Genomic DNA, 23,091 nt, shown 5'->3' with positions numbered 1-23,091 from the left:
CGGCACCGTCGCCGGCCCGGCGCCCGCGGCACCCGCCGACAACCTCCGATTGCTGACGCCACGTGACCAACGGGAGCACTCCGCCATGGCTCAACCAGCCACCGACGTCGAGACCGATCCGATCGCCCGGCAGCGCCCCAGCCGGATGCCGTTCCAGCGCTACCAGCCCTACCAGCAGCAGTTCCGCGTCGACCTGCCGGACCGCACCTGGCCGACCCGGCACGTCGCCGCCGCGCCCCGCTGGTGCGCCGTCGACCTGCGCGACGGCAACCAGGCCCTGATCGACCCGATGTCCCCCGAGCGCAAGCGGCGCATGTTCCAGCTGCTCGTGCAGATGGGCTACAAGGAGATCGAGGTCGGCTTCCCGTCGGCGAGCCAGACCGACTACGAGTTCGTCCGGCAGCTCATCGAGCAGGACCTGATCCCGGACGACGTGACGATCCAGGTCCTGACCCAGTGCCGCGAGCACCTGATCGAGCGGACGTTCGAGTCGCTGCGCGGCGCGAAGCGCGCCATCGTGCACTTCTACAACTCCACCTCGACGCTCCAGCGCCGGGTGGTCTTCGGTCTGGACCGCGACGGCATCACCGACATCGCCACCACCGGCGCCCGGCTCTGCCAGAAGTACGCAGAGATCCACACTCCGGACACCGACATCCACTACGAGTACTCGCCGGAGTCGTACACGGGCACCGAGCTGGAGTACGCGCTGGAGGTCTGCGCGAAGGTCATCGAGGTGATCGACCCGACGCCGGACCGGAAGCTGATCGTCAACCTGCCGGCGACGGTCGAGATGGCCACCCCGAACGTGTACGCGGACTCGATCGAGTGGATGCACCGGCACCTGCCCCGGCGTGACAGCCTGGTGCTCAGCCTGCACCCGCACAACGACCGGGGCACCGGCGTGGCGGCCGCCGAGCTGGGCCTGCTGGCCGGCGCCGACCGGATCGAGGGCTGCCTGTTCGGCAACGGGGAGCGCACCGGCAACGTGGACCTGGTGACCCTGGGCCTGAACCTGTTCTCCCAGGGCATCGACCCGATGATCGACTTCTCGAACATCGACGAGATCAAGCGGACCGTCGAGTACTGCAACCAGCTGCCGGTGCACGAGCGGCACCCGTACGCGGGCGACCTCGTCTACACCGCGTTCTCCGGCTCGCACCAGGACGCCATCAAGAAGGGCTTCGACGCGCTCACCGCCGACGCCGCGGCGGCCGGGGTGCCCGTCGACGAGCACCCGTGGGCGGTGCCCTACCTGCCGATCGACCCGAAGGACCTGGGCCGCACCTACGAGGCCGTCATCCGGGTCAACTCGCAGTCCGGCAAGGGCGGCGTCGCGTACATCATGAAGAGCGAGCACCAGCTCGACCTGCCGCGCCGGCTCCAGATCGAGTTCTCCGGCGTGGTGCAGCAGGTCACCGACCACGACGGCGGCGAGGTCGAGCCGGGCGCGATGTGGGAGATCTTCGCCCGCAACTACCTTCTCGACCACCAGACCGACCCGGCGGTGACGCTGGCCGGCTACACGATCGGCACCGCCGAGGGGAAGGTGGAGATCGAGGCCCGGATCGGCGTGGACGGCGAGGACCGGTCGCTCACCGCGGTCGGCAACGGCCCGATCGACGCGTACGTCACCGCGCTCCAGTCGGTGGGTGTCGGCGTACGGGTGCTCGACTACCACGAGCACGCGCTCTCCTCGGGTGGGGACGCGCAGGCGGCCGCGTACGTCGAGTGCGAGGTGGACGGTCAGACGGTGTGGGGCGTGGGTGTCGACGCCAACATCGTCACCGCCTCGATCAAGGCCGTGACCAGCGCCGTGAACCGCGCCCGACGCTGACGCGGGCAGGGGCCCCTCCGCGACGGAAGGGGCCCCTGCTCTCACCGTGGGCGCGGGCGGTGCACCAGCACGAGCGCCATGACCGCGCCGGCCACCAGCGCGCCGGCGCACCACAGCAGCGCGCCGCGGAACGCGCCGGTCAGCTCGCCGCGCTGCTCGTACCCGCCACCGGAGAGACCGACCAGCAGCGGCAGCGCGGCCACCGCGAGCAGGCCGCCCGCGCGGGCCGCCGCGTTGTTGAAGCCGCTGGCCACGCCGGCGAACCGGTCCGACACGGCGGCGAGCACCGACGCGGTGAGCGGCGCCACCACGAGGGTCAGGCCGGCGCCGAACAGCACCACCCCGGGCAGCACGTCGAGCCAGTACGACGCGCCGGGGCTGACCCGCCGCAACAGCAGCAGCCCGACGGCGGCCACCACCGGGCCCACGGTCAGCGGCAGGCGCGGACCGATCCGCGCGGACAGCGCACCCGCCCGCGCCGAGCCCACGAGCAGCAGGACCGTCATCGGCAGCAGCGCGACCCCGGTGAGCAGCGCCGACCAGCCGAGCACGTTCTGCAGGTAGACGGAGAAGAAGAAGGTGAAGCCGCCGAGCGCGGCGTAGACCACGACGGTGAAGACGTTCAGCACCGCGAACAGCCGGCTGCGGAACAGCAGGGTCGGCAGCATGGCGGTCTCGCCGCGACGTCGCTCCAGCAGGACGAAGGCCGTCGCCCCCAGCAGCCCGGCCAGCGCCGCTCCCCACACCGCAGGCGAGGCGACGCCGCGTCCGGGCGCGTCGATGAGCGCGTACGTCACGCCGCCCAGGGCGAGCGCGCCGAGCAGGGCGCCCGCCACGTCGAACCGGCGGTGCCGGTCGCCGGCGGCCCGCGTACGCGAGACGTCCTCGTCGCGGCTCTCCGGCACCCAGCGCAGCGCGGCGAGCACCACGAGGACGGCCAGCGGCAGGTTCAGGAAGAAGATCCACCGCCAGGACAGCGCGTCGATCAGCCAGCCGCCGATGAACGGCCCGAGCGCCGTCGACACCCCGGACAGCCCGGACCAGGCGCCGATGGCCCGACCCCGGTCGTCCGGGTGGAAGCTGGACTGGAGCACCGACAGCGACCCGGGGGTGAGCAGCGCCCCGCCGGCGCCCTGGAGGAAGCGTGCGCCGATCAGCCACGAGGTGCCCTGGGCCAGGCCGCAGAGGACGGACGCGCCGGTGAACCAGACCACCCCGAGCAGGAAGATCCGCCGGCGGCCGAAGCGGTCGCCGAGCGCGCCGCCGAGCAGCACGAACGCGGCGAGCGTCAACAGGTAGCCGTTCACCGTCCACTGGAGATCGGCCACGGTGGCGTGCAGGTCGGCGCCGAGCCGGGGCAGGGCCACGTTGACCACGGTGGTGTCCAGGAAGACCATGCCGGAGGCGAGGACCGCGGCGAGCAGGGTCCCCCGTCCTGCGGCGGTGCGCATGCGGAGCGCGGGCGAGGGCTGGGTCACGTCTGCCCATCTTTCCCGCACGATGTGGGAGAGGCCACGAAACGCCGAAACCGTGCTTGGGTACTGTGCGGGATCGCCACGAGCCCGCAAGCTGGAGAGGTGTCGTCTGTGCGTACCAGATCAGGACCGCGCGCGGCGCTGTCGGCCGCGCTCGCCGCGGCGCTGGCGCTCGGCGCGGCCGGCTGCGTGCCGGTGGACGAACCGGATGTGCCGCCCCGCACCGACGGTACGGCGATCCAGAAGCTGAGCCAGCTCACGGTGGCCAGCGCCGGGTCGATGAAGGGGTACAGCCGGGAGCGGTTCCCGCACTGGCGGGACACCGGCACCAACTGCGACGTACGCGACACGGTGCTGCGCCGGGACGGCCGCAACATCCGGCTCTCCGGCTGCAACGTGGTGGCCGGCCGGTGGGAGAGCGCGTACGACGGCCGCGCCTTCACCGATCCCTCTGATGTGGACATCGACCATGTGGTGCCGCTGGCCAACGCGTGGCGCTCGGGCGCCGACGAGTGGGACGACGCGAAGCGCGGCGATTTCGCCAACGACACCACGCGCCCGCAGCTCATCGCGGTTTCCGCCTCCTCCAATCGGGCAAAGGGTGACCAGGACCCGTCCCAGTGGAAACCGGCGAACCGGTCGTACTGGTGCCAGTACGCCGAGAACTGGGTCACGGTCAAGCACTACTGGCGGCTGACGGTGACGAGCGCCGAGAAGGCCGCCCTGACCGAGATGCTGGAGGGCTGTGCATGAGCGGGCGTCAGCGGACGGACAGTCCGCGTGGTGGCAGGACGCGGAGTGGGGTGCCGGCATGAGCGACCAGTCCGGGACCGGGCCGGACCCGACGACGGCCGGCATGAACGTGGACGGCAGCGCCGAGGGGCCGGGAGCGGTGCCCGGCGCCGGCATGCAGGCCGACGGGCCGGCCGCGGCCACCGCCGCCGTGCCGGGCGCGGGCATGCAGGCCGACGCGGCGAGCGGGGCCGGCGCCGGCGGAACCGGCGCGGGCGGCGCGGGCGGCGCGGGCGGCGCGGGCGGCGCGGGCGGCGCCCAGGATCGGACCACGGACATCGTGGCCGGCCCGGGCGGGGTGATGACCGACGAGGTCGGCGTCGTCACCGGCGAGCTGACGCTGCGCACCGAGTGGGCGGACGGGCAGGTCACGCTGCGCGTGCAGTACAAGGACGCCGACGAGTGGTACGCCGTCACCGGCGGCCGGGTGGCGCTGCCCGACGCCACGGGTCTCGACGCGGTGCACGCTGTCGCGGTCGCCCTGCTCAACCGTCCCGAGGGCTGAGCGGCCCCGCGGGTGCTGCCGTCCGGGCGGCGGCCCGTCCGCGGCCCGACGAGGTGGGCCCAGGGTCGGGTGGGACACGGATGCCGTGTCGGCAACCGTTGATGTCGGTGACGACATCAGCTCTGAAGCGGCCCGGTACCCGGACACCGACCGGCGAGGCCCCGGACCTCGGGCCGGCAGCCCGGCCGTCGGGCGGGCAGGGGGTCAGGGCGGGCAGGGGTCGGGCGGTCGGCGGAGCCGGAGACCGGCCCCGCCGACCGGACCGTCACGGCGTCGGGATCAGCTCGCCCGGGTCGCCGGGCGCGGCGTCGTCGGTCGGCCGCACCAGCTCCGGCTCGACCTCGTGGGGCCGGATCCGGCCGGCGGCGATGTCCTCCGCGTAGTGGCACGCCACGCGGTGTCCCGTGACCACCTCCCGCAGCGCCGGCCGCTCGTCGGCGCACCGCGTCGGCTGCGCCCACGGGCATCGCGTGTGGAAGCGGCACCCCGACGGCGGGTTGGTGGGCGACGGCAGGTCGCCGGCGAGGAGGATCCGCTCGCGGCGGTCCTCCACCACCGGGTCCGGCACCGGCACCGCCGACATCAGCGCCCGGGTGTACGGGTGCAGCGGCTCCCGGTAGAGGTCGTCGCTGGACGCCTCCTCCACGAGCCCGCCGAGGTACATGACGCCGACGGTGTCCGCGATGTGCCGGACCACCGCCAGGTCGTGAGCGATGATCAGGTACGTGAGGCCTCGCTCGGCCTGGAGGTCCTCGAGCAGGTTGAGCACCTGCGCCTGGATCGACACGTCGAGCGCCGAGACGGGCTCGTCGGCGACGATGAGGTCCGGGTTGAGCACCAGCGCCCGGGCGATGCCGATGCGCTGCCGCTGGCCGCCGGAGAACTCGTGCGGGTACTTGGTGAGCGCCGAGGCGGGCAGTCCCACGGCGTCGAGCGTCTCGCGCAGCCGCCGGCCGGTCTCGGCCTTGTCGTTGGCCAGCCCGTGCGCCTTGAGCCCCTCGACGAGCAGCGACTCCACCGACTGGCGGGGGTCCAGGCTGGACAGCGGGTCCTGGAAGATCATCTGCATGCGGCGGCGGGCCCGGCGCATCTTCTCGCCCTTGAGCGAGCGCACGTCGGTGCCGTCGAAGATGATCTCCCCGGCGGTCGGCTCGACGAGCCGCAGCAGGCCCCGCCCGAGCGTCGACTTGCCGCAGCCCGACTCGCCGACCAGCCCGTACGTCTCACCGGCGTTGATGGACAGGGAGACGCCGTCCACGGCATACACGTAGCCGACGGTGCGGTCGACGAGCAGACCGCTCTTGATCGGAAAGTGGACCTTGACGTCGCGCAGTTCGACCAGTGGTCCGGTCCGCTCGGTCACGGCACCGCCACCTCCTCGGAAACAGGGTTGTTGCAGCGCAGGTCGCCGCCGGTGGCGGTGGGTTCGAGCGGCGGCGGGCCCTCCAGGCAGGCGTCCACCACGTTGGGGCAGCGCGGCGCGAAGGCGCAGCCCTCGGCCCACGGGATGTTGTCGGCCACCGATCCGGGAATGGCGTGCAGGCGCTCGCCGCGGGGCGAGTCGAGCCGCGGCACCGAGTTGAGCAGCCCGTGGGTGTACGGGTGCCGCGCGTGCCCGAACAGCTCGTGCCGCCGCGCCCGCTCCACGACCTTGCCGCCGTAGAGGACGTTGACGGTGTCGCAGAGGCCGGCCACCACACCGAGATCGTGCGTGATCATGATGAGCGCCGTGCCGGTCTCGTCGACGAGCTGCTTGAGCAGGGTGAGGATCTGCGCCTGGATGGTCACGTCCAGCGCCGTGGTCGGCTCGTCGGCGATCAGCAGGCGGGGCTTGCAGGCCAGCGCGATGGCGATCAGCGCGCGCTGGCGCATGCCGCCGGAGATCTGGTGCGGGTACTCCTTGAGCCGCCGCATCGGGTCCGGGATGCCGACCGCGTCGAGCAGCTCCTTGGCCTCCTTGAGCGCCGCCTTGTGGTCCATGCCCCGGTGCCGCTCCAGCACCTCGGCGACCTGGATGCCGATCGGGATGACCGGGTTCAGCGAGGAGAGCGGGTCCTGGAAGATCATGCCGATGTCCCGGCCACGCCGGTCCCGCATGTCGTCCGGCCGCAGCTTCAGCAGGTCGGCGCCGTCGAAGAGCACCTCGCCCGTGACCTTGTTGCCCCGGCGGGGCAGCAGCCCCATGATCGCCAGGCTGGTCACGCTCTTGCCGCAGCCCGACTCGCCGACCAGGCCGACGGTCTGACCCGGCTCCACCGTGAAACTGACCTTGTCGACGGCGGTGAACGGCCGCTCGCCGCGCCGCTGGAACACGACGCTCAGGTCTCGTACGTCGAGCAGGCTCATCGGGTCACTTCCTCACCGTGCTGGTCCGTTGTCGCTCGCACCGCGTCACCGCCGGTTCTTCGGGTCGATGGCCTCGCGCATGGCCTCGCCGAGCAGGGTGAAGCCGAGCGCGACCACGATGATCGCGAGCGCCGGGTAGTAGGCCAGCTCCGGTCGTACCTCGAAGTAGCGCTGGCCGTCCACGCCGAGCATGAGGCCCCACTCGGCCCGGTTGATGTCCGGGTCACCGAGACCGAGGAAGGAGAGGGCCGCCGCGTCCAGGATGGCCACCGCGAACGTGAGCGTGGCCTGCACGATCACGGCGGTCAGCGAGTTCGGCAGCATGTGCCGCAGCACGATGTTGCGTTCCTTGACGCCGAGCGCCCGCGCGGCGAGCACGTGGTCGCTCTCCCGCTGCGCGAGCATCGAGCCGCGCAGCAGGCGGGCGAAGATCGGCACGTTGACGATGGCGACCGCGAAGATCACCGTCCACTGGCTGGACTTGCTCGCCATGGCGACCAGGGTGATCGCCAGCAGCAGGCTGGGCAGGGCCAGCATGACGTCGGTGAGCCGCATCAGGATGACGTCGATCCAGCCGCCGAAGGCGCCGGCGAGCGCGCCGAACACCACGCCGAAGGCGAGCCCGATGAGGGTGGCGAGGACGCCGACGAAGAGGGTCTGCCGGCTGCCGTAGATGAGCCGCGACAGGAAGTCCCGGCCCAGCGGGTCGGACCCGAGCGGGAACTCGCTGCTCGCGCCGGGGATGTTGTCGACGGTGAGGTTGCGGGTCAGCTCGTCGAACCGCTGCACCGGGTCGTGTGGCGCGATGAGCGGGGCGAACGCCGCCACCAGCACGAACAGACCCACGATGATCGCGCCGACGATGGCGACGGGGTTGCGTCGCAGCCGCCGGGCCGCGTCCCGGACGAGGCTGACCCCGCCCTTGTCCGCGCTGGCCCGGGCCAGTTCCTCCAGCCGCGCCTTCTTACGCTCGCCGAGCAGTCCGATACTACGCTCGCTCATGCCGTCGCCTCGCTTCGTTCGCCGCCGGGCCGGGACCCGGTGATCATCCGCCCGCTCATCGCACACGCACCCGTGGGTCGATGAAGGCGTACGAGAGGTCGACCAGCAGGTTGACCACCACGAACACCAGTGCGGCGAGCAGGATCAGCGCTTGGAGCACCGGGTAGTCCCGGCTGCCGCTGATCGAGTCGGTGATCAGCGTGCCGAGGCCACCCCAGTTGTAGACCTTCTCGGTGAGCACTGCCCCGGACAGCAGCGCGCCAGTCTGGAGGCCGATGGCCGTGACCACCGGAAGCAGGGCGTTGCGCAGGATGTGCCGGCCCCGGATGGTGCGGTGCCGCAGGCCCTTGGCCTCGGCGGTGCGGACGTAGTCCTCGTTGAGGACGTCGAGCACGCTCGCCCGGGTGATGCGGACGATGACGGCCAGCGGGATCGTGGCGAGCGTGATCGCCGGCAGGAGCAGGTGCCAGAGTGCGTCGGCGGCGGCGTCGAACTCGCGGGTCAGCAGGCCGTCCAGGACGAAGAAGCCGGTGACGTTCGTGTTGTCGATGCCCGTGCTCACCCGGCCGGACGGCGGGAACCAGTGGATGTTCTGGGTGAAGACGTCCTTGAGCAGGTAGCCCAGGAAGAAGATCGGGATCGAGATGCCGAGCAGGGTGCCGGCGATCGTGAGGTTGTCGAGGAACCGGCCGCGCCAGCGGGCGGCCAGGTAGCCGAGCGGCACGCCGAGGCCGACCGCGATGATCATCGCGGCGAGGGCCAGCTCGACGGTGGCCGGGAAGGCCCGGCCGATCACCTCGGTGACGGGGTCTCCGGTGCGGATCGAGTTGCCGAAGTCACCGGTGAGGATCCGCTGCATGAACTTGCCGTACTGGACCAGGATCGGCTGGTCGTAGCCGAGGGCCTTGGTCAGCAGGGCGCGGGTCTCGGGGGTGGCGCGCTCGCCGAGCAGCGCGTCGACGGGGCCGCCGGGCAGGTTCCGCAGCCAGATGAAGATCAGCGCCGACAGCGCTATGAGCGTCACCACCAGTTGCAGCAGGCGGCGAACTATGACTCGCAACATCTTTCACACACCAGACTCTCGATGGTCGCGGAATCGGCCCGGGCGGGGAAGTCCCCAACCCGGGCCGATTCCGCCTACGGCGTCAGCCTGCGGACGTCACTGCTTGACGCTGACGGTGTTGAACCGCTCGTCGGTGAGCGGGCTGGCCACCAGGCCCTCGACGTCCTTCGTCACGACGATGGCCGGCGGGGCGTGCCACACCGGCACGGCCGGCAGCCACTTGCTGGCGATGTCACGGTTGACCTGCTCCCAGGCCGCCTTCTTGCCCGCCTCGTCGACGGTGGCGTCGGCCTTGCCGATGGCGTCGAACATCTCGGTCATCGCCTGGTCGCCGAACTCGGCCTTGCCCCGGCCGAAGAACGTCCCGACGAAGTTGCCCGGGTCGTTGTAGTCACCGGTCCAGCCGAGGATGTGCAGGTCGTGCTTGCCGAACGTCTGCACGTCGTCCTTGAAGCCACCGTTCCACGGACGCGGCACACCGTTCACCTTGATGCCGACGGCCTGGAGGTCGTTCGCCAGGACGGTGAAGATCTCCTGCGGGTTCGGCATGTACGGCCGGGTGACGTCCGGCGGGTAGTAGAAGTTCAGCGTCAGGTTCTCGGCGCCGGCCTCCTTGAGTAGCTGCTTGGCCTTCTCCGGGTTGTACTCGTACTTCTGCACGTCCGGGGCGTAGCCGAGCACGGTGTCCGGCATGAACTCGTCGGCGACCTTCGCGCCGCCCGGGCCCTTGGTCTGCACGAGCTGCTGGCGGTTGAGGGCGTAGGCGATCGCCTGGCGCACCCGCAGGTCCTTCAGCTTCGGGTTCTTCTGGTTGATGCCCAGGTAGAGGATGTTGAAGGCCGGCCGGTCGATGACCTGGAAGCCCTCGTCGGCGAGCGCCTTGCGGTCGGCCGGGGCCGGGAAGTCGATGCCCTGGACGGTACCGGCCCGCAGCTCCTGCTTACGGGTGTTCTCGTCCTTGATGATCTTGATGATCAGCTTGTCGACCTTGGCCTTGTCACCCCAGTAGTCCGGGTTCCGGTTGAGGGTGATCTCGCCCTTGGCCTTGTCCCAGCCACCGAAGGTGAACGGGCCGGTGCCGACCGGGTGCTCGTTGGCGAACGCGCTGTAGGCGAACGAGTCACCGCTCTGCGTGACCGTGTCGGCGTCGTACTTCTTGAGCGCCTCGGGGCTCGCGATGGAGAGCGAGGTCAGCGCGAACGCGCCGGGGAAGGCACCCTTGTACTTCTTGAGCGAGAGGACGGCGGTGTTGTCGTCCTTCGCCTCGCACTTGTCGTAGATCGACTCGCCGGCACCCTCGGCCTCGTTCTTCGCGAACCCGCCGAAGACGTCCATGTAGTAGATCATGTTGGCCTGGGCGGCGGCGCCCTTCATGTTGTACCAGCGGTCGAAGTTGTAGCAGACCGCGGCGGCGTTGAAGGGGGTGCCGTCGTGGAACTTGACGCCCTGGCGCAGCTTGAACGTCCAGACCTTACCGGTCGGGTCGTGCTCCCAGCTCTCCGCCAGGCCGCCCGTCAGCTCCGCGGTGCCCGGCTTGTGGGTGACCAGGGTGTCGAACATCTGCCGGATCGGGCGGAACGACTCACCGTCGTCGTTGAAGATCGGGTCGAAGTTCTTCGGGTCACCGGCACCCGCGAAGATGAAGGTGCCGCCGGTCTTGGCCTCACCGCTGTCGCCGTCACGCTCACTCTCCGCGCACCCGGCGGCGCCGACCGCCAGGGCGGTGACGGCCGCGATCGCGACGGCCGTTCTGAGCCTTCTCGCCTGCATCTCTCACCTCTGTCATGCGCCGGACCACGCGGAGTCGTGGCTCGGTCCGTGTGCGGGAGGCTATGACAGGTCACTTGCAAAGCGGAACGCCCGCGCGGCAATCGCTATCAAGCCGACACCTTCTGACACCCGACGGCCCGCCGGAGACCGATGGCGACACATGTAACGGGCTGCTTTGGGCGGTTCGCGAGCAGTGCGGGCAGCGTCCACCACACCCACCACTGTGGTAAGAACCCGGGGCGTCCGGGCCGGTTCAGACGGCCCGGCGGCCCTCGAAGGCGCGGCCGAGAGTGATCTCGTCCGCGTACTCCAGGTCACCGCCGACCGGCAGGCCGCTGGCGAGACGGGTCACGGCGATCCCCATCGGCTTGACCATCAGCGCGAGGTAGGTGGCCGTCGCCTCACCCTCCGTGTTCGGGTCGGTGGCGAGGATCAGCTCGCGCACCGCGCCACCGCCGAGCCGCGTCATCAGCTCCCGGATGCGCAGGTTGTCCGGCCCGATCCCCTCCAGCGGGTTGATCGCGCCGCCGAGCACGTGGTAGCGGCCGCGGAACTCACCGGTCCGCTCGATCGCCACCACGTCCTTCGGCTCCTCGACCACGCAGATCACCTCGTCGGTGCGGCGCGGGTCGCGGCAGATCCGGCACTGCTCGGACTCGGCGACGTTGTAGCAGCTCGTGCAGAACCGCACCAGCTCCTTGACCTTGCGCAGCGCGCCCGCCAGGCGGTTGACGTCGGCCGGGTCGGCGGACAGGACGTGGAAGGCGATCCGCTGGGCGCTCTTCGGGCCGACGCCCGGCAGCCGGCCCAGCTCGTCGATCAGGTCCTGGATGGCGCCTTCGTACATCTGCTGCTCAGAAACCGGGCAGGCCGAGGCCGCCCATGCCGCCGGTGACGGGGCCCATCTTCCGCTCGGTCAGCTCCCGAGCCGCCTCGGCGGCGTTGTGCAGGGCGGCGACGACCAGGTCCTCCAGGGTCTCCACGTCCTCCGGGTCGACCGCCTTCGGGTCGATCTTGATGCTCTTGACCTCGCCGGTGCCGGCGACGGTCACGGTCACCAGCCCACCGCCGGCGGTGCCGGTCAGCTCGGCCTCGGCGAGCTCGGCCTGCGCCTTGGCGAGCTGCTGCTGCATCTTCTGCGCCTGCTTCAGCATCTGCTGCATGTTCGGCTGTCCACCTGGGCGCACGACGGCTCCTTCTCGCACTCGTCTGTCGGGCCGCCGCTCAGCCTATCCGCTGTGCGCCGTCCCGCCCTGCCCGGTGCGCGTGCCGCCCACCGAGTCGGCGATCAGGCAGTTCCGGTGCCCGATCTGCGGGGATCAACGCCTTCCACCCCCACCACCACTGCGTGATCGACCACGCCTCGCTCGGCGACCGCGAGGTCTCAGCGGGCGTCCACCTCGTCGATCTTCTCGGCCCCGAGCGCCTCACGCAGCAGCCGTACCGCCTGCTCCTCGCTCGACTCCCGGGCCGTCTTCTCGTCGATCACGTCGTCCAGCGGCTCGTCGCCCGGGTCGAACCCCTCGTAGACGGGGGCCGCCGCCGGTCGCCCTCCGCCGGGCCGGACCGGCCCGTCGTAGTCGGGGTCGTACGGCGGTTCGCCCGCCCAGTCGCTGTCCGCGGTCGGCCGGGCCGGTGCGGCCGTACGCGCACCGCGCCCCGCAGCGGCGGCACGCGCCGCCGCGATCGCGCTGCTCACGGGTGCACCGGTGCCGCTCCCGGCGGCCGACTGGCGGGGCGTGGCCGGGGCGGCGCCACCGGAGGCACCCGCCGGGGCCGCCGGACGGACCGGAGCCGCGGGGACACCCGCCGGGGCGGCAGCACCAGCCGGAGCGCCGACCGCGCCACCGGCCGCACCGCCGACCGGGCCACCCGGCGCGGCGCCGCCGGCACCACCCGGCCGGGCAGGCTCGGGCCAGTCGCCCGCGTCGCTGTCGTCAGGACCGGGGGCGGCGCCGCCGGGGCGGGCCGGCTCGGGCCAGTCCTCCTCGTCGTCGGCGGGGGCCTCGCCGGCGCCCGTACCCGTGGCACCGGCACCTTCCGCACCGCGAGCGCCCGTCGACGCCGGGCCGGCGGCCGCCGGGCCGGGCGGCGGGGACGCGGGCCGCGCGGGAGCGGCGGACCGGGGCGGACCGGAGAGCGTCACACCACCCCGCTCGCCGGCCACCTCGCAGCGGATCTGCCAGCGCCCGCCCAGTTCCTCGTAGAGCGCGTCGGTGAGCACCGCCGCGTGGTCGGACATCATCCGGGCCAGCACGGCCGACTTCACCGTGAGCACCAGGGTGTCGCCGTCGAGTTCGCGGACCACCGCGTCCCGCATCAGCGCGGCGATCCGCTTGTTGGTCCGGTTGACCTTGCCGACCACGTCCGGCCACACCCGGCGTACGGCCGCCGCGTCCAGCGTGCCGGGCGCCTCGGCGCCGGGCAGGGGCGGAGCGGGGGTGGCCGGGTCGGGCATCACGGCCGAGGGCGGCACCGCGCGGCGGGGCGCCGCCGAGCCGTCGTCGGGACGGGAGGCGGGCCGGCCCGGGCCACCGGCGGGAACGTCCGACGCCGGGGCCGGCGAACGGGTCGCCCCGGCACCGGGTGCGGGCTGGGGTGCGGGTGCGGGTGCGGGGGTGGCGGCAGCCGCCGTGGCGGTCCCGGCCGGTGCCGCGGCGCCAGCCGCCGCCGGGGCGTCAGCCGCCGGGCGTACGGCCGGAGCGTGAGCGACCGGCGCGGGGTCGGCGGCGGCCGACGGCGTGTCGGTGCCGGACAGGGTGAGCCGGCGTTCCATGCGTTCCAGGCGCTGGAGCAGGGCGCCGGCCGAGTCGTCGGCGCCGGGGAGCAGCATCCGGGCGCAGATCAGCTCCAGCAGCAGCCGGGGTGCGGTGGTGCCGCGCATCTCCACGAGGCCGTTGTGCACGATGTCGGCGCAGCGGCTCAGGGTGCCCGGGCCGAGGCGCTGGGCCTGCGCCGTCATCCGCTCGATCTGGTCGGCGGGGCCGTCGATGAGGCCCTTGGCGGCCGCGTCGGGCACCTGCTGGAGCACGATGAGGTCGCGCAGCCGTTCGAGCAGGTCGGAGGCGAACCGGCGCGGGTCGTGCCCGGCCTCGGCCACCCGGTCGACGGTGGCGTAGGCGGCCGCGCCGTCACCGGCGGCGAGCGCGTCGCACATCTCGTCGATCAGCGCCGAGTCGGTGACGCCGAGCAGGGCGGCGGCCCGGGCGTAGGTGACGCCCTCCGGCCCGGCGCCGGCGATGAGCTGGTCGAGAACGGAGAGGCTGTCCCGGGCGCTGCCGCCGCCGGCGCGCACCACCAGCGGGAACACGGCCGGCTCCACGGTGATGCCCTCGGCCTCGCAGAGCTGCTCCAGGTAGGGGCGGAGCACCTTCGGCGGGATGAGTCGGAACGGGTAGTGGTGGGTCCGCGACTTGATCGTGCCGAGGACCTTCTCCGGCTCGGTGGTGGCGAAGATGAACTTGACGTAGTCCGGGGGCTCCTCGACCAGCTTGAGCAGGGCGTTGAAGCCGGCCGACGAGACCATGTGCGCCTCGTCGATGACGTAGATCTTGAAGCGGCTGCGCGCCGGCGCGAAGACCGCCTTCTCCCGCAGCTCACGGGCGTCGTCGACGCCGCCGTGGCTGGCCGCGTCGATCTCGATGACGTCGATGGAGCCGGCACCGTCGTTGGCCAGCGCCCGGCAGGACTCGCACTGCCCGCACGGCTCGGGGGTGGGCCCCTGCTCGCAGTTGAGCGAGCGGGCCAGGATCCGGGCACTGGAGGTCTTGCCGCAGCCGCGGGGGCCGGAGAAGAGGTACGCGTGGTTGAGCCGTCCGCTGCGCAACGCCTGCGTCAGCGGCTCGGTGACGTGCTCCTGGCCGATGACCTCGGCGAACGTACGCGGCCGGTACTTGCGGTAGAGCGCCAGTGCCACCCGTCCCGCCTCCTCTCGACCGAGCCATTCTGCGCCGGTACGCCCCGGGTGACCACCCACCCCGCCGGTTCCGCCGGCACGCTGCGGTGTGACCGACCCGGCTGTCGCCGCGTCGGGGGGACCGGCTTCGCTGGCCTCGCGTCGACCGAGGCGGGCCCGAGACAGAAGGGCCCCCCGTGCACCCGTCAGAGCCCGCTTATCCTTGCTGCCTTCCGGCCCTGGGGAGGTTCACGAGATGCACGCCGCACGGGGGGCTCGTCAAGCGTACCCGACTCCCTGTCGATCTTCCGGGGGTGGTGGGGTGGGCGATCCGGACGGGACCTGTATCCTGTTCCGCGGAGGATTCGCCTAGCGGCCTAGGGCGCACGCTTGGAAAGCGTGTTGGGGTAACCCCCCTCACGAGTTCGAATCTCGTATCCTCCGCTCTCTTGAGCAGGAAAAACGGAAGGGTCGGCCCCCGCGCGGGGCCGGCCCTGATTCGTGTTCCGGGTCGTTCCGCCGCCTCGTCCGTCATCCGTCCTGGCGCGGCCAGGCGGCCATGGCGAGGTCCGCGATGTGTTCCAGCGTCGGCCGGTCGGCGCCGTCGACGGCCTGGGTCGACATGCCCTGGATGACGCTCGCGTAGAAGGCGGCCAGCGCGGCGGTGTCGACCGTCGCGGGCAGGAGGCCGGCGGGTACGTCGGCGGCGATGCGGTCCTGGATCGCCTGCCTGCTGGCCTCCCGCAGGGCACGAAGCTCCGACTTGACGTCCTCGCTGGCCGGGCCGCAGTTCACCGCGGCGGTGATCACCATGCACCCGCGTGGCCGGTCGGGACGGGTGTACTCGGCGGCGAGGTCGCGCAGCAGGCGACCGATCGCCTCACGGGCGGTCCCCGCCCCGGCGAGGGCCCGGGTCATGACCGTGCCGCTGGTGTCCTGGTAGCGCTGGACGGCCTCGCTGAACAGCCGGTGCTTGTCGCCGAACGCGGCGTACAGGCTGGGCGGATTGATGCCGATCGCCTGGGTGAGTTGGGAGACCGACGTCGCCTCGTACCCCTGGCGCCAGAACAGGAGCATCGCGCGCTCCAGCGCCTGCTCCCGGTCGAAGCTGCGGGGACGTCCACCTGTGGCCACGACCCCATTTTATAGGCCTCGCTAAAAAACCTGGTACCGTCTCCGTCTGTAGCGACCACTACAGAACAGGGAGGGTGCTGCCATGCTACCGGTCATGTCTCCGGCCACGTCCTACGCCCGTACGGTCCGTGGCACCGGCCCCGGGCTGCTGCTCGCCCACGGCGCGAGCGGGGGCGTCGCCGCCAACTACGGACCACTCCTGGACACGCTCGCCACCGGCCACACGGTCGTCGGCGTCGACTACCCCGGCTCCGGGGACACCCCGCGTGCCGGGGCGCCGCTCGTCCTGGACGACCTCGCCGACCAGCTGGTCGCCGCCGCCGACGAGCAGGGCCTCGACCGCTTCGCCGTGCTCGGCTACTCGCTGGGCAGCGCGGTGGCGGTCCGCGTCGCCAGCCGGCACCCGGACCGCGTCGCTGCGCTCGTGCTCACCGCGCCGTTCGCCCGGCCGAACACGCGGTTGCGCCTCGCGGCCGAACAGGTACGGGACCTCCAGGCCAGGGGAGAGCTGTTCCTGCTCGCCCGACACACGCTCCCGCTGGCGCTCGGCGCCGACGCGCTGGAGGCCCTCAGCCCCGACGAGGTGCAGGACGTCCTGCGGACGAGCGCCGCCACCGCCCCACCGGGCGGCGGCGACCAGATGGACCTGGTGACCCGCGTCGACGTACGCGACGACCTGTCCCGCATCACCGCCCGTACGCTGGTCATCTCCACCACGGCGGACCTGCTGGTCACCCCGGACCTGCACCGCGACGTCGCGGCGGCCATCCCCGGCGCGGAGTTGGTGGAGATCCCGACCGGACACCTGCCCTTCCTCGAAGACCCCACCGCCTGGGAAGCCGCGATCACCCGGTTCCTCGCGAAGACGTCCTGACGGGCCGCGTCGGTTGGCCATCCGGATCGGCGCGGCGACGAGCACGGCGAACGCGACGACGGCCAGCACGATGCGCGCGCGCCGCCCGCGCCACCAGGGCAGCAGCCGTCCCGGAGGGTCACGTTGGTTCGCGATCCGGGTGAGGTCGCCGCCATGATGGCAGCGTGCGAGAACCTTCCGGCGCGGCGCTGACCCGGGAACCGACCCCGGTCGTACACATGTTCTATCCACAGGCTGTGGATCCCGGAGCGAGGCAATGAGTTACCAGCTCAGCGCCGTGGTCGCCGACGCCGAGCTGCTCCGGGAGCACACCGCCGAGCTCGACCACGCCGTCCTCGGCGCGCTGCGGCAGGACTTCGCGTTGCTGCCGGTCACGCCGCAACTCGTCGAGGAACTGACCGGGGCACTGCCGGACTTCTCGGTGGCGGAACGGTCGCCCGATGAGCCGTTCCGCCTGATACTCTCGCCGTCCCTCGCCGGGACGTTCGCCCGCTGGTCACGGTCCGGGCCGGTGGCGTACGTCGAGGCGGAGTTCGTCGGCGGCCTCGGGTACCAGTCGGCGGCGGTGTGGCTCGGCGGCAGGCTGACGTGGGGGCCGCAGGTCGAGAGCGCCTTCGACCGGCCGCGCGAGGGCTGGCCGATCAACGCGGCCCTCGTCGAGCTGGGCGTCGAACCCGGCCCGTGGATCGACGCCTTCGCCGAGCTGGGACTGCACCTGGAGCGGGACACCGCCGGCTGGTTGGCCCACGGGCGCCGGAGGCTGAGCCCCGACTACTGGGACGAGCTTGCCGAGGAATGGGAAGAGCAGCAATCGGGCGGATAGCAGCAACCTGGACGCCCGCGATCCGTTAGGGACCCGGGGGAGTCCATGAAATTGCGCCAATTCGCGGTGATCGCGGGGCTGCTGACGGCTGCCGTCGTCTCGGGCAGCCCGCCCACCGTCCACACGCCACAGACACCGGTGGCCGCCGGCGAGGTGCTCGACCTCGACGGCCTGCACGACGTCGACTTCGGCGACACGGAGAGCGAGCTGACCCGGCGCGGCATCCTGCGCACCGACGTGGCGGGATGCGGCCCGACACTGGCCGGGCACGAGACCATCAGCCCCGTCTTCATCGACGACCGGTTGGTGCTGCTCTGGCTGGGCGACTCGACCCGCACGCCGCAGGGGGTCACGGTCGGCACCCCGCTCGACGAGCTGCGCACCCGTTACCCCGAGCTGGCTCCGCTCGACGCTCCACAGGGGACGTACCGGTTCGACGGGCTGCTCGCCCGCCACGGCGACCGCGCCTACCTCTTCCTCCACGATGGACGCGAGGTGCGGAAGATCATCGCCGGGTACGCCGACTGGGCCCGGCGGCTCTTCGAAGAGGGCGTCGGCCCCTGCTAGGTGGAGTCGGCCGGCCCGGTGTCGTCAGGGCCGTCGTGCTTGTCGTGCCCGTCGTGCTCGTCGCCGTCGGCGGCGACGGCGTTGCCCCGGCCGCTGTCGTCCTGGCCGGCGTTGCCTCGGCCGCCGTCGCCCTGGCCGGCGTTGCCCCGGCCGCTGTCGCCCTGGCCGGCGCGCAGGGCGCCGAGCGTCAGCAGCGCCGGTCCGGCGAGCGCGACGGCCGCCTCCACCGCCGGGGAGACGTCCAGGCCGGTGTCGACCGCGACCCCGTACGTGAGGTAGGCGCTGCGGCTGGCCTCGGCGAACCACCACCAGGACGACCACGTACCGACGAGGTGGCCGAGGTCGACGGCAGCCACCCCCGCGACCAGCAGCGCCCCGAGCGGCAGGAGGCCGAACCGGTCGGACCGTGCGCCGGACAGCGCGAGCACCACCGCCGCGACCAGGACGGCCAGGAGCGCCGACCAGGCGACCCCGAGCGCGCCGGTCAGCGGTGCGTCACGAAGGTCACCCCAGGCCTCGGCGAGGGCGGCGACGAGCACCAGTACGGCGAGGATCCGGGCCAGCAGCGCCCGTCTCGTCCGCCTCCGGGGCGGCAGAGCGGCCACCGCGTACGCGAGGGCGAGCAGGCCCACCAACTCCCCCGTCTGGACGGCACGGTTCCGGTCGATTCCCTCCTGCCACTCGTCGAGCAGGGCCGACGGGTGCGGCGACGGCGCCGGGCTGCCGTCGAGGGGCGAGTAGGACGGGACGAGCAGTTGGGAGGTGGCGGACGGTTCGGGGAGCCACCGCAGTTCCATGACCATCACCAGGGCGAGCAACCCGAGACCGGCGGCCAGGGCCACCCGTACGCGCCCCGCCGTCGTGTTCGGGAGCAGCGCGAGGACGGCCAGCGCGGCCAGGGCGACCGCGCCGGACTGCAACGCCATCCGCGACTCGTCGAACAGCGTCGCGAGCGCCGAGAGGGCACCCGCCAGGACGGACGCCAGCAGCAGTACTCGACGAGGGCGCACGGTCCGCGATCCTGCCACGGCGGCGGTTGCCACGGGGGACGCCCGGGATCATCGGCTGCCACCGGCCGGTGGGCGGCGGTGAGCCCGTAGCGGGGGGGGTCTGGGCGCACATGGCGTCCGCAACTGTTTCCGCAGCTCACAGCCACCTCTGCGGAGATGCGGAGATGCGGAGATGGTTCAGCCCCTCTCGCAACGAGCCGACCGCCGCAGCCGACGCCAGCGAGGCGGCGCGGCAGTGTGCCGGCCGGGCTGCAAGGCTGGACAATGGCGTGATCGTGGCCAAACGGAAACCGTCGTACGTCTGTACGAGACTTAGAGTCAAGGGCCAACCGAAGGGAGGAGCGGCAATGAGCCCCGTGTCGCTGCCGCCTGTAGATAGCACTCCTAGGATCACTGACATGCCGGAAGACCGCCAGGCCCAGGTAGCAGCCCTTGTCGCGCTGCTGCGTCAGCCTGGTGCTCGCTGGACCGAGATAGCCGCAGAGGTGCTTGCCGAAGGCAGTGCGCTTGCTGTCCTGTATCGCCACCTTGGTGCAGGGGAGACCCTGTTTGCTGAAGACCCGGCGCGAGATGCGTTGAACGGTGCGCGCACCGAGCTGCAGGCGTGGGCGGCGGACGGAATCGGCGTGCATTCGCTGTTCGATGACACCTATCCCGCTCGCCTGCGCGATATTCATCAGATGCCCCCGATCGTGTTCACGCGGGGAACGCTTGCGGAGGATCGCCGGGCAGTGGCAGTGGTCGGGACCCGCCGGCCCAGCGACCAGGGCGTCGGCATCGCCGAGACTTGCGCAACCGCCCTAGCCGAGTCAGGCATCACCGTTGTCTCGGGTCTTGCTGCCGGCATCGACACAGCAGCTCACACCGCAGCCCTCCGCGCGGGTGGCCGTACCGTCGCGGTCATCGGTACGGGGGTCAACAGGTACTACCCAGCAACCAACAGGGCTCTACAGGATCAGATCGTCAAAGACGGCTTGGTGCTCAGTCAGTTCTGGCCAGACGCGCCACCCGGCAAGCACACTTTCCCCATGCGGAACGCAGTCATGAGCGGCTATGCCGCCGCGACGGTCGTTGTTGAGGCGGCATACCGTAGCGGGGCACGCATGCAGGCTCGCCTTGCGCTACAGCACGGCCGGCCCGTGGTCCTGGCTGACTCGCTCCTTCAGCACGACTGGGCACGCGAGTACGCCACCCGACCGGGCGTGTACGTCGTATCCACAGCCAATGAACTGGTAGCTACGGTCGACCTCATCGTGCGCCAGATACCCGACTCGCTCCAGGCACTTGAAGGTCTGCCGCGCCTTGTCGACCTTTAGACAATGGGCGACCGCCCAGCATGACGAGATGCAGGTGGTTGAGCGACAGCGCAACTACCTACGCAACCCACTACCGCCGGGAGATGGCATCTGCGCCGTCTGCCGCAGCACCGCGGGCAGTGGTTTCGAACTCTGCTACCAGTGCAGCCAGCACCGCTCGGCATCCGGCGGCATGCAGGCGGACATCGTTGCCCCGATCGCCTACTCAATCGCACGCGCACAGCACGATCACAACCTGATCATCTACAAGTCGGCGCAACCGTCGGCCGTTGCGATGGGAAACCTCTCGTCGCTCACGGTCCTCTACCTCGCGTATCACTGGGATTGCTTCGCCGCCGCGCTCGGCGGCGCGTTCACACACGTCGTTACGGTTCCCTCCACGCGCGGCCGGCAGGGCGAGCATCCGCTAGAGACCATCGTCGCCAGACGTATGCCTCTGCCCGTGCTACGCCCAGTCCCGAACTCTGCCTACGGCGCCGATGACCGGAACTTCTACCGCGACCGCTTCTACCTGCCGCCGGGCAGCGCGACCGGCGGCAGAGTGCTCCTGCTCGATGACACATGGACAACCGGGGGTCGAGTTCAGTCCCTGGCATTCGCCCTCAAGGCAGCCGGCGCAGTAGCAGTCGCAGCGGTAGTCATCGGCCGAAGGGTCAACCCGGACTACGGTCCGTCGAAGCCGCTCGTTGATCGGCTACGGGCAGCCCCCTGGTTCGACATCACCCGCTGTACGCCCGTCGACAGGCCGCACTAGTCGCTAGTACAAGGCGCATACCTGGGATCGGTCGCCTGGACAGGCAAGGATCCCGCCTCCCGCCCGTTCGGCTTAGCGCCGAACGGGCGTCGTGCATCCCTGCCCGGAACGAGCTGTTCAACGCAGCCGCTGAACGCCACACAGACGCTCCGACGCAACCGGTCACACCAACCCGCCGGAGATCTTGGCTCTACGGCGCTCTCAGCGGGGCCGCCCTGCGCACCACTACCACAACTCCTCACCAACCCTCCACCGAACCCACCCAACGACGGAAAGGCCGCCAGCATGCGAATCAGGCTGCACGGCACCCCCGCCGGAACCGCCGCCACCCTCGCCGCACGCGCCCGCGTACTCACCATCCAGCACGTCAGCCGGCCGTACCCCGACCGGCCCCCGTCCACCTGGCACCGCATCTACATCGACGCCACCCGGAGGGAGGACGCCTGCAAATGAACTCCGGCGACCGAATCGTCTTGACCGTCGAAGAAGCGGCGCAGCGTCTCGGAATCGGCCGAACCACAATGTACGGCCTCGTAAAGAACGGCGAGGTTCGCACCGTGACCATTGGCAGACTCCGCCGCGTGCCATTGGCCTGCCTGAACGAGTACGTAGACAACTTGCTTGACAACTCGCATTCACTCGACCAGGCCGCCTGAAACCGGAGGACAGATTGGGACGCAAACCCGCTGGCGCGTCCAGCATTTACAAGGGCAGCGATGGCTACTGGCACGGACGAGTCACCGTTGGCGTGAAGAACAACGGCCGACCCGACCGGCGTCACGTTCAGGCCATGACCGAGGCAGAGGTGATCCGCAAGGTTCGCGCACTGGAACGGGAGCGGGACAGCGGCACGGTTCGCAAGGTCGGTCAGCGTTGGACCGTCGAGAAGTGGCTCACGCATTGGGTCGAGAACATCGCCGCTCAGTCCGTCCGTGAGAACACGCTCGCCGGATATCGGGTGGCCGCGCGAAAGCACTTGATCCCCGGCGTGGGTGGCCACCGAATCGACCGATTGGAGCCGGAGCGCCTTGAGACGCTGTATCGGCAGATGATGCGGAGCGGAAGTGCCCCGGCCACCGCGCATCAGGCACACCGGACGATTCGTGCCGCACTCAACGAAGCAATGCGTCGGGGTCACCTCGCCCGAAATCCGGCCGCGCTGGCCAAAGCGCCGCGCCTACCCCATGAGGAAGTCGAGCCATACTCCGTCAGCGAGATTCAACGGCTACCGGCCGTCGCCAGCGAACGGCGGAATCACGCCCGATGGGCAATCGCGCTTGCCCTCGGACTACGGCAGAGCGAAGCGCTCGGCCTCAAATGGCCGGACGTAGATTTGGACGCCGGAGTTTTAACCGTGCGGCGCGGTCGGCAACGCCCGAAATGGCGGCACGGGTGCGAGGGAAAGTGCGGGCGGAAGTTCGGCGGCCACTGCCCCAAACGGGTGCCGCTACGCGCCGAAACCACCGAGACGAAGTCGCGTGCGGGTCGCCGGAGCATCGGTCTGCCGGATGAGCTGGTGACGCTGCTCCGGCAGCACCGGAAGGAGCAAGACCAGGAGCGCGACCGGGCGGCCCAGCTCTGGCAGGAGGGCGGTTGGCTGTTCGCCACGCCGACCGGTGAGCCGGTCAACCCGCGAACCGACTACGACGAATGGAAGCGCCTACTCAAGCTGGCCGGGCTGCGAGATGGACGCCTACACGACGCGAGACACCGCAGCAACGGTGCTGCTCTTGCTCGGCGTACCGGAGCGGGCCGTGATGGGCATCATGGGTTGGTCGAGCTCTTCCATGGCCGCCCGATACCAGCACATCACGGCGCAGATCCGCCGAGACATCGCAAAGCGGGTGGGCGGACTCCTATGGTCAACCCCAAGCGGGCCGAATAACGACGGCGCAAGCTAGAGCATCTTGGCGGCGGAACGGCGTGCT

The 23,091-nt window shown here is 71.2% G+C and carries 21 protein-coding genes, 1 tRNA gene, 1 other RNA gene and 1 pseudogene; 12 read left to right on the top strand and 12 right to left on the bottom strand.

What is annotated here, in order from left to right:
* Positions 1-85 precede the first annotated feature (85 nt).
* Positions 86-1,837, top strand: coding sequence for a 2-isopropylmalate synthase (gene leuA, locus D7I43_RS18565; protein ID WP_120329796.1), 1,752 nt, complete (start codon positions 86-88; stop codon positions 1,835-1,837).
* Positions 1,838-1,878: 41 nt separating this feature from the next.
* Here leuA and D7I43_RS18560 read toward each other — a convergent pair whose 3' ends face one another.
* The gene (locus D7I43_RS18560) at positions 1,879-3,288 is read right to left on the bottom strand and encodes an MFS transporter (RefSeq protein ID WP_120329795.1); all 1,410 of its coding nucleotides are present in this window, start codon (positions 3,286-3,288) and stop codon (positions 1,879-1,881) included.
* 135 nt (positions 3,289-3,423) lie between these two features.
* Between D7I43_RS18560 and D7I43_RS18555 the strand changes: the two genes are divergently transcribed.
* The gene (locus tag D7I43_RS18555) at positions 3,424-4,065 is read left to right on the top strand and encodes an HNH endonuclease family protein (RefSeq protein ID WP_120329794.1); all 642 of its coding nucleotides are present in this window, start codon (positions 3,424-3,426) and stop codon (positions 4,063-4,065) included.
* Positions 4,066-4,123: 58 nt separating this feature from the next.
* A complete protein-coding gene (locus tag D7I43_RS18550; protein ID WP_420870219.1) occupies positions 4,124-4,609 on the top strand; it encodes a hypothetical protein in 486 nt (161 codons plus the stop codon).
* Positions 4,610-4,874: 265 nt separating this feature from the next.
* Here the strand turns inward: D7I43_RS18550 and D7I43_RS18545 are convergent, their stop codons facing one another.
* From D7I43_RS18545 to ffs, 9 genes are all read right to left on the bottom strand, one after another.
* On the bottom strand, positions 4,875-5,972 hold the full coding sequence (locus D7I43_RS18545; RefSeq protein WP_120329793.1) for an ABC transporter ATP-binding protein: 1,098 nt from the start codon (positions 5,970-5,972) through the stop codon (positions 4,875-4,877).
* Entirely contained in the window at positions 5,969-6,955 is a 987-nt protein-coding gene (locus D7I43_RS18540; RefSeq protein ID WP_120329792.1) for an ABC transporter ATP-binding protein, read from the bottom strand. Before D7I43_RS18540 ends, D7I43_RS18545 begins: the two co-directional genes overlap by 4 nt.
* A 45-nt stretch (positions 6,956-7,000) precedes the next feature.
* A complete protein-coding gene (locus tag D7I43_RS18535) occupies positions 7,001-7,957 on the bottom strand; it encodes an ABC transporter permease (RefSeq protein ID WP_120329791.1) in 957 nt (318 codons plus the stop codon).
* 55 nt (positions 7,958-8,012) lie between these two features.
* A complete protein-coding gene (locus tag D7I43_RS18530; protein ID WP_120329790.1) occupies positions 8,013-9,020 on the bottom strand; it encodes an ABC transporter permease in 1,008 nt (335 codons plus the stop codon).
* A 96-nt stretch (positions 9,021-9,116) separates the two neighbouring features.
* Positions 9,117-10,790 (bottom strand): ABC transporter substrate-binding protein, encoded by a 1,674-nt coding sequence (locus D7I43_RS18525; RefSeq protein WP_120329789.1) that lies wholly within the window; start codon positions 10,788-10,790, stop codon positions 9,117-9,119.
* 253 nt (positions 10,791-11,043) lie between these two features.
* Positions 11,044-11,637, bottom strand: a complete 594-nt coding sequence (recR, locus tag D7I43_RS18520; RefSeq protein WP_120329788.1) for a recombination mediator RecR — start codon at positions 11,635-11,637, stop codon at positions 11,044-11,046.
* 7 nt (positions 11,638-11,644) lie between these two features.
* Positions 11,645-11,953 (bottom strand): YbaB/EbfC family nucleoid-associated protein, encoded by a 309-nt coding sequence (locus tag D7I43_RS18515; RefSeq protein ID WP_240033041.1) that lies wholly within the window; start codon positions 11,951-11,953, stop codon positions 11,645-11,647.
* 221 nt (positions 11,954-12,174) lie between these two features.
* Positions 12,175-14,706, bottom strand: a complete 2,532-nt coding sequence (locus tag D7I43_RS18510) for a DNA polymerase III subunit gamma and tau (protein ID WP_120329786.1) — start codon at positions 14,704-14,706, stop codon at positions 12,175-12,177.
* A 163-nt stretch (positions 14,707-14,869) separates the two neighbouring features.
* Positions 14,870-14,964: signal recognition particle sRNA small type (gene ffs / locus D7I43_RS18505), an RNA gene on the bottom strand.
* Between the two features lie 79 nt (positions 14,965-15,043).
* Between ffs and D7I43_RS18500 the strand changes: the two genes are divergently transcribed.
* Positions 15,044-15,129 (top strand) — tRNA-Ser (locus D7I43_RS18500).
* An 87-nt stretch (positions 15,130-15,216) separates the two neighbouring features.
* Here D7I43_RS18500 and D7I43_RS18495 read toward each other — a convergent pair.
* Positions 15,217-15,819 carry a TetR/AcrR family transcriptional regulator gene (locus D7I43_RS18495; protein WP_204985233.1) on the bottom strand — a complete coding sequence of 201 codons (603 nt, stop codon included), beginning with the start codon at positions 15,817-15,819 and terminating at the stop codon, positions 15,217-15,219.
* Positions 15,820-15,913: 94 nt separating this feature from the next.
* Here D7I43_RS18495 and D7I43_RS18490 point away from each other — a divergent pair, with 94 nt between their 5' ends.
* The 3 genes from D7I43_RS18490 (at position 15,914) to D7I43_RS18480 (ending at position 18,083) form a co-directional block, all read left to right on the top strand.
* On the top strand, positions 15,914-16,693 hold the full coding sequence (locus D7I43_RS18490) for an alpha/beta fold hydrolase (RefSeq protein WP_204985232.1): 780 nt from the start codon (positions 15,914-15,916) through the stop codon (positions 16,691-16,693).
* Between the two features lie 256 nt (positions 16,694-16,949).
* Positions 16,950-17,516, top strand: a complete 567-nt coding sequence (locus D7I43_RS18485; protein ID WP_120329784.1) for a hypothetical protein — start codon at positions 16,950-16,952, stop codon at positions 17,514-17,516.
* Between the two features lie 81 nt (positions 17,517-17,597).
* Positions 17,598-18,083 carry a hypothetical protein gene (locus D7I43_RS18480; RefSeq protein WP_120329931.1) on the top strand — a complete coding sequence of 162 codons (486 nt, stop codon included), beginning with the start codon at positions 17,598-17,600 and terminating at the stop codon, positions 18,081-18,083.
* Here D7I43_RS18480 and D7I43_RS18475 read toward each other — a convergent pair.
* Positions 18,080-19,093, bottom strand: a complete 1,014-nt coding sequence (locus D7I43_RS18475; protein ID WP_120329783.1) for an aminopeptidase — start codon at positions 19,091-19,093, stop codon at positions 18,080-18,082. The two genes, D7I43_RS18480 and D7I43_RS18475, sit on opposite strands and share 4 nt — an antisense overlap.
* Positions 19,094-19,491: 398 nt before the next feature.
* Here D7I43_RS18475 and D7I43_RS18470 point away from each other — a divergent pair, with 398 nt between their 5' ends.
* The 5 genes and pseudogenes from D7I43_RS18470 (at position 19,492) to D7I43_RS18455 (ending at position 23,064) form a co-directional block, all read left to right on the top strand.
* Positions 19,492-20,409 (top strand): DNA-processing protein DprA, encoded by a 918-nt coding sequence (locus D7I43_RS18470; protein ID WP_120329782.1) that lies wholly within the window; start codon positions 19,492-19,494, stop codon positions 20,407-20,409.
* A gap of 28 nt (positions 20,410-20,437) precedes the next feature.
* Entirely contained in the window at positions 20,438-21,163 is a 726-nt protein-coding gene (locus D7I43_RS18465) for a phosphoribosyltransferase (RefSeq protein WP_240033030.1), read from the top strand.
* A gap of 285 nt (positions 21,164-21,448) precedes the next feature.
* Positions 21,449-21,616 (top strand): hypothetical protein, encoded by a 168-nt coding sequence (locus D7I43_RS33065; RefSeq protein ID WP_192902193.1) that lies wholly within the window; start codon positions 21,449-21,451, stop codon positions 21,614-21,616.
* The gene (locus tag D7I43_RS18460; RefSeq protein ID WP_120329780.1) at positions 21,613-21,819 is read left to right on the top strand and encodes a helix-turn-helix domain-containing protein; all 207 of its coding nucleotides are present in this window, start codon (positions 21,613-21,615) and stop codon (positions 21,817-21,819) included. The genes D7I43_RS33065 and D7I43_RS18460 overlap by 4 nt, the downstream gene beginning before the upstream one ends.
* 14 nt (positions 21,820-21,833) lie before the next feature.
* Positions 21,834-23,064, top strand: a pseudogene (locus D7I43_RS18455) (tyrosine-type recombinase/integrase).
* Positions 23,065-23,091 lie beyond the last annotated feature (27 nt).

Origin of the sequence: Micromonospora globbae (assembly GCF_003610785.1) — a bacterium.
Lineage (GTDB): Bacteria > Actinomycetota > Actinomycetes > Mycobacteriales > Micromonosporaceae > Micromonospora > Micromonospora globbae.
This window is presented reverse-complemented; position numbering and strand designations above follow the sequence as displayed.